Source organism: Clostridium sp. Cult2, assembly GCF_021655075.1.
Lineage (GTDB): Bacteria > Bacillota > Clostridia > Tissierellales > Tepidimicrobiaceae > Schnuerera.
Genome location: NZ_PPXX01000015.1, coordinates 21,397 through 27,766 on the forward strand (window position 1 = coordinate 21,397; position 6,370 = coordinate 27,766).

At 31.6% G+C, this 6,370-nt stretch carries 6 protein-coding genes; all 6 read right to left on the reverse strand.

Features of this window, described 5'->3' with window-relative positions; genetic code table 11:
* Position 1 precedes the first annotated feature (1 nt).
* Positions 2-904, reverse strand: coding sequence for a phosphate butyryltransferase (locus C3E90_RS01910; RefSeq protein WP_236913856.1), 903 nt, complete (start codon positions 902-904; stop codon positions 2-4).
* Positions 897-1,988 (reverse strand): butyrate kinase, encoded by a 1,092-nt coding sequence (gene buk / locus C3E90_RS01915; RefSeq protein WP_236913857.1) that lies wholly within the window; start codon positions 1,986-1,988, stop codon positions 897-899. The genes C3E90_RS01910 and buk overlap by 8 nt, the downstream gene beginning before the upstream one ends.
* Before the next feature lie 10 nt (positions 1,989-1,998).
* A complete protein-coding gene (locus tag C3E90_RS01920; RefSeq protein WP_236913858.1) occupies positions 1,999-3,135 on the reverse strand; it encodes a CdaR family protein in 1,137 nt (378 codons plus the stop codon).
* 55 nt (positions 3,136-3,190) lie between these two features.
* Positions 3,191-4,027, reverse strand: a complete 837-nt coding sequence (gene cdaA, locus C3E90_RS01925; protein ID WP_272879033.1) for a diadenylate cyclase CdaA — start codon at positions 4,025-4,027, stop codon at positions 3,191-3,193.
* A gap of 112 nt (positions 4,028-4,139) precedes the next feature.
* Positions 4,140-5,351, reverse strand: a complete 1,212-nt coding sequence (locus C3E90_RS01930) for a CapA family protein (protein ID WP_236913859.1) — start codon at positions 5,349-5,351, stop codon at positions 4,140-4,142.
* 65 nt (positions 5,352-5,416) lie between these two features.
* Positions 5,417-6,121 carry a PrsW family intramembrane metalloprotease gene (locus C3E90_RS01935; RefSeq protein ID WP_236913860.1) on the reverse strand — a complete coding sequence of 235 codons (705 nt, stop codon included), beginning with the start codon at positions 6,119-6,121 and terminating at the stop codon, positions 5,417-5,419.
* Positions 6,122-6,370 lie beyond the last annotated feature (249 nt).

The following is a 6,370-nucleotide window of genomic DNA, read 5'->3' on the forward strand; positions in this document are numbered from 1 at the left end:
TCTATTTTGATGTTAATAATGCTCCTAATACAATGGAATGTAGCTTTGCTTCCTGACTATCAGCTCTTGAGGTCAACACAATAGGAGCTTTTGCTCCTAATATTATTCCTGCACTTTTAGAACCAGCTAAGAAGGTTAAGGATTTATATAAAACGTTTCCAGCTTCTATATTTGGCATTAACAAAATATCTGCATCCCCAGCTACAACAGATTTTATCCCTTTATGCTTAGCTGCTTCTTTGGATATAGCATTATCTAAAGCAAAGGGTCCCTCAACTATACAACCTGTAATTTGGTTATTTTTATTCATTTCAGCTAATTCTTTTGCATGAACAGTTGCTTCCATCTTTGGAGAAATCTTTTCTTTAGCAGCGATTACTGCTATTTTGGGTATGTCAATTCCTAAGGAGTGGGCTAGCCCTACGGAGTTTTCTATTATTTCTTTCTTTTGATTTAAATCAGGGCTAATATTCATAGCTGCATCTGTAACAAAGAAGATTTTATGATAAGTCCTAACATCAAATACAGCTACGTGACTAATTATTTTTCCAGTTCTAAGACCAATTTCCTTATCCAATACTTGTTTCATTATAATAGATGTGTCTATTAATCCCTTCATCAATATATCGGCTTTTTTACTACTAACTAATTCAGTAGCTTTTTTTGCTGCTAATGTACCATCCTTTTCATCAATTATCTCAATCTTGGATAAGTCTAATCCTGTTTTCTTACCTATTTCCTCTATTTTAAGCTTGTCCCCAACTAAAATTGGTTGGACAATATTTAAATCTACTGCGGATTTAACTGCTTCTAAAACTTGTCTGTCCTCTGCTACTGCTACGGATAGCTTCTTTACTTCTTTCTCTTGAGCTAAAGCAATTAAATCAGCAAAGGATTTAACCATCAGGCATCACCTCTTCTTCATATATTTTAGGTTTTACTTGGTTTTTCGATACCCTTAGTACGCCTTTATTTAAAGCACCCATTTCGTCTTCACCAGGGTAGACTATAACATTAGCTATAAAGGATACCATTTCTTTTAAACTATTGACTAAATAATCTGAATAGGCCAAACCTCCTGTCAATATGATATTGTCTACTTTTCCTTTCAGAACTGTAGACATTGCTCCTATTTCCTTCCCTATCTGATATATCATTGCATCATATATTAGCTTTGCATATTCATCCCCTGAATCTACTCTATCTTCTACTTCTCTAGCATCTATAGTTCCTAGATAAGACATGAGACCACCTTTCCCTTTTATCTTTTTTTTCATATCTTCAATACTATATTTTCCTGAATAGCACATTTTAATTAAATCCCCGACTGGTAATCCACCAGCTCTCTCTGGAGAAAAGGGTCCCATTTCACTAGCATTGTTTACATCTATCATACGGCCATCTTGTACAGGGGCTATGGATATGCCTCCTCCCAAATGGGCTACTATTAAGTTTAAATCCTTTAAATCTTTATTAAGTTCCTCAGCTCTCCTATGGGATACAGCCTTAATATTTAAAGCATGTATTAAGGATTTTCTTTCTATTAATTTTAAACCCGAAATCCTTGCCACTTCTTCAAATTCATCAACCGATACAGGATCTACTATATAAGAGTTTATACCTTCTTCTGCTCCAATCCCTCTTGCTAGAATACCACCTAAATTTGCAGCATGCTCTCCGCCAACGCCTAATTTTAAGTCCTCTATCATCTTGTCTGTAACTAGATAGGTACCTCCTGGAACAAATCTTAACAATCCTCCTCTACCTACTACTGCTTTTAAGCTGCTTTTATGGATATTTTCTTGCTCTAACCAAGTATGAATTAAATTTAATCTATATTCATATTGGTCTGAAACTTCTCCATACCTTTCCAATTCACCTTTGCTATGTTCTATTTTATATGATTTTACTTCAAATTCTCCATCATAGATTGCTACCTTGGTCGAGGTTGAACCAGGATTTATTACTAAAACATATTTCCTATCCATATTTATCTTCCTATTCTTTTATTAGTTTGATATCAAAACTTTCAGGTAGTATGCTTATTATTTCAATCCCATCTTCTAATCGGATTTCTATATTTACCCTATGACTTCCTTCCTCTAAATTCCTTAAATCTAACTCTAAACCTAAATCTTCTTTTTCTAATGAATCTATTATGGAACTAATTCCTTTGACAGTCACTGTAAAGGGTTTATTTAAATCCTCCTCATCAATATAAAGGCTTGTATCCATATTTTTAATTTCTACATCTTTTAAAGTATAATCAAAAGTCCTAGTCCTGCTTTCATCAATATTTAAAGTAATTGTAATCTTTTTATCTGGATTAACTAGGCTTACACCTTCAGGCAATTCTAATTCGATTGGTACATTTATATTGTCTATTAATGTATTTATATCTATAGGCTTAGTATTAATAGAAAAGATTCCTACTAAGTCCTCTTTTTTACCTTTAATCTCAATAGTACTAGGATTAATATTTACATTGACTATTTCATAATTATCTGGTAATTGATTTTCAGTTTGCAATTCTATTGGTAACTTTTTAGTTTGGTATACAGGAATATATATATCTACTACGTTTTGTTCCTTTGTAACTCCCCTTACATCTTCCCCTTCATCGTCTACCACCTTAATTGGTACCGTTACTTTTATATCCTCTGTTTTATTGGAAACGTCTACATAAGCTACAACTTTTGCAACAGAATTAATCCAGGTTCTTGGTCCTTCAATATATACGGATTGGGGTTTAATCTCTGGAGTCCCCAAAACATAGCCCTCAGGTAATTTACCTTGGGTTTCAATGACTACAGGACTATTTTCCCTAATAATTTTATCAAATTTAAATAGTATTTCCTTAGGACTATAATCTTCAATTCTAACATCATCTGGAACTTGAACATATACGGGAACTTTCACATTCCCTTCTGAATAACCATTTAAATCTACCTGAGCTATTATATCTTTTTTAGATACCTCTAACACGTCGGACCTTCTACCAGAAATAGTTACTTTAATGTTTGCATTTTTAGGTTCCATTACTACTAATCCTTGTCTTTCTAAGACAGATTCATTTATAAAATCTACATTTACATTTTTAAGCTCACTTTTAAATGGGGGATTTTCTTTACTCATAACATAGCTCCACAAAATGATCGCTATAATTAGAGCAAAGATTTTTAATGTTAGATCATTCCCTTTCTCTTTGCTCATCTTTTCGCCTCCATTTTGTAATAAATGTGTTTTTTGGATCTTTAGGCTTGTACATATCCATCAATATTTGTCTCAAGGTCTTTGTATCTAAGTATCTGGCTAGACTACCATTTTCAGCAATGGATATGGCTCCTGTTTCTTCTGAAACCACTATAGATAGACTATCAGATTTTTCAGAAATACCAAGAGCTGCCCTATGTCTAGTACCTAAATCTTTACTAAGAGATGTATTATCTGTCAATGGTAAAAAACATCCAGCAGCCTTTATCATATCTTCCTTTATAATTACAGCACCATCATGGAGTGGAGTATTAGGGATAAAAATATTTATGAGAAGGTCACTAGAAACTTTGCCATCTATTTTTGTTCCTGTCTCTACCACTTCACTTAAACCTGTAGCTCTTTCCATAACTACAAGAGCTCCAATTTTCTGTCTAGAAAGGGAAGCTACTGCTTCTACAATCTCCTCTACTACTTGACTTAAACTTTCATCTTTTATTTCCATAAAGGATTTAGTAAAAAAGCTACTTCTACCTATATACTCTAAAGCTCTCCTTAATTCAGGTTGAAAAACTATAAGTAAAGCTAAAACTCCTACTGTCATAGCTTTTTCTAAAATCCAAAATACGGTATAGAGTTCAATCCACTCGCTTATCTTTGTAAAAACAAATAGAGCGAGAATTCCCTTAGTAAGTTGTTCAGCTCTAGTCTCTCTAATTAACATAAATAGTTTGTAAAAAGCCATAGCCACTATTAAAATATCTATAATATCTCTAACTCTTAAGTTTAAAAACAAACCTATTAATTTTTCCAAGGGTTACCACACCTTCATCATGTTTTATCACACATTATTATTATATAACAAATAAATAGTAATTTGAACTAAATAATAGCAATTTGAAAATGTAAATAAATTCAGAAATTGGTTAATTTTTAATCAACTTGTCTAGAGTATCATTATAAGACTCTTTAATTCTTCTTCTTTCAGCTTCATCTAACTCAGGGTACAATTCTTCACCTTCCAAAAAATCTTCTATAGGAAGTATCCTATATTTTAGTCTAGTATCTCTGTACCTTCTAACCCAGGTGGGTATATATGCAATATCCTTAATATGAGTTTCACCTCTAGATAAATCTTTTTCAAGTTGGATTTTTACCATTGTTCCATCTTCAGTATATTGATTACTGGTGTTCTCTTTTCGTTGATTGGATAAAAAGTTTCCCATAGAATATATGATAAAATTATCCTTTCCACCATAACTAATAATCTCTGATTTCTGTATTACATGGGGATGGCTCCCAAAGATAATGTTGGCACCCCATTCCACCATTTTCCTTCCTAATTCCACTTGATATTCAGAAGGCTCTTTCTGGTATTCATTTCCCCAATGAATAAAGGCTACCACTACATCTGATTCTAGAGTCTTCGCTTTTTCTATATCCTCTTTTATAATATCCTCATCTATTTTATTCACCATAAAGGAAAAATCTTCTTCTGATAATGTATGTTCTAATCCATTAAAACCATAGGAATAAGATAATAAAGCAATTTTAATTCCATTTATTTCTGTAATTAATATAGTATTATTTGGCTCCTTATAGGTTCCGATATTTTTCATACCTTCTTTTTCAATGATTTTTATAGTATTTATTAATCCATTTTTACCCTGGTCTAAAGCATGATTATTAGTAGTAGTAAGTATATCAAACCCTGCATATTTTATAGCTTCTAAAGTTTCTTCAGGAGAATTAAATCTGGGGAAACCATAAAATCCTATTTCATTGCCAGCTGTAACGGTTTCAAAATTACCTATGGATAAATCAGCAGCCTCTATATACTTCTTCACATATTTAAAGACATCTTTAAAATCATAAGTTTTACTATTTGAATTATAAGAAGCTCTCACTTGAGGCATATGAAACATTATATCACCAACTGCTAATAGAGTTGCTGTAGTTGTCCTTTCTTCTACTAAATCTTCTTCAATATGTTCTTCTACATGGCTTGAAGACTCTATTTCTTCTTGAGAGCTTGTCCTGTCATTTATAGACATTAGATTAGGTAAAAAATGATTAGCAATTAAAAGAGATAATAATGCTAAGATTAGTGCTAATATAATAATATGTTTTCTTTTCATAAATATCCCCATTTCATAGGTTATATTATTATTTTACAATTTATAAAAAGAATTTTCAACTGTCGTTATTCTTCCCTTTCAATATCTATAATCCTACTTCTAGAATCATAGATGAATTTACTTAACTTTCTTTGGTTTATCCACCATATATAGATTACATAGGGAACAAATAATAAGCTAAGTTGAGGTACATTAGACATTAGTATAAAATTAAAAGTTCCATGGAGAAGTATAGGCATATATAAAGATCTTCTCATATTTTTTCTAGCCCTTCTACTATCTGTGTCAAATCTTGCTAAAGATAGATAATATCCCATAGTTATTCCAAATACCGCATGAGCAGGAACAGAAAAAACTCCCCTATATAATCCAACATGAGGATTATTAGCATATCTATATACTACATACACTATATTTTCCACAGTAGCAAAACCCATGGCAGAAAATACTCCATAGACTATACCATCTAATTTTTCATTGAAATATTTTGTCTTATAAGGAACTTTCAATATGACAAGTCTTTTAAAATACTCCTCTGTAAGCCCTGCCACAATAAAGGCTGTATAAGCTGCTTCTAATATTCCAGAAAAAATGTTAAAACTCAAAAATAGCTCTTCAACTATTAATATAGGTATTACAGCTAAAGCACCTAATAAATACGTTAGTATTAATAGCTTTGCAGGTTCCCTGTCATGTCTATCACTTAAATATATGCCGAATATTATAGCAATTGCTGGTGTTATAGCTATGACAAATAATCTAATATTCAAAATATCGCCTCCAATAATATTGTTAACTATATTATTGGTAAAGATTTAAATTTTAATCCTAAAAAACATAAAATTTTATCCAGCATATGACTAGATTGTTAAAACTCACTTATCTAAGATATAATACACAGGAATCAAAAAATAGGTTAGTAACTCCTGTTATGTAAATTTTAGATCTTGTTTTCCATTATAGGATAATAAATGTCATACACCCTATAAATGCCAATAAAAATGCATACACTACCCCTT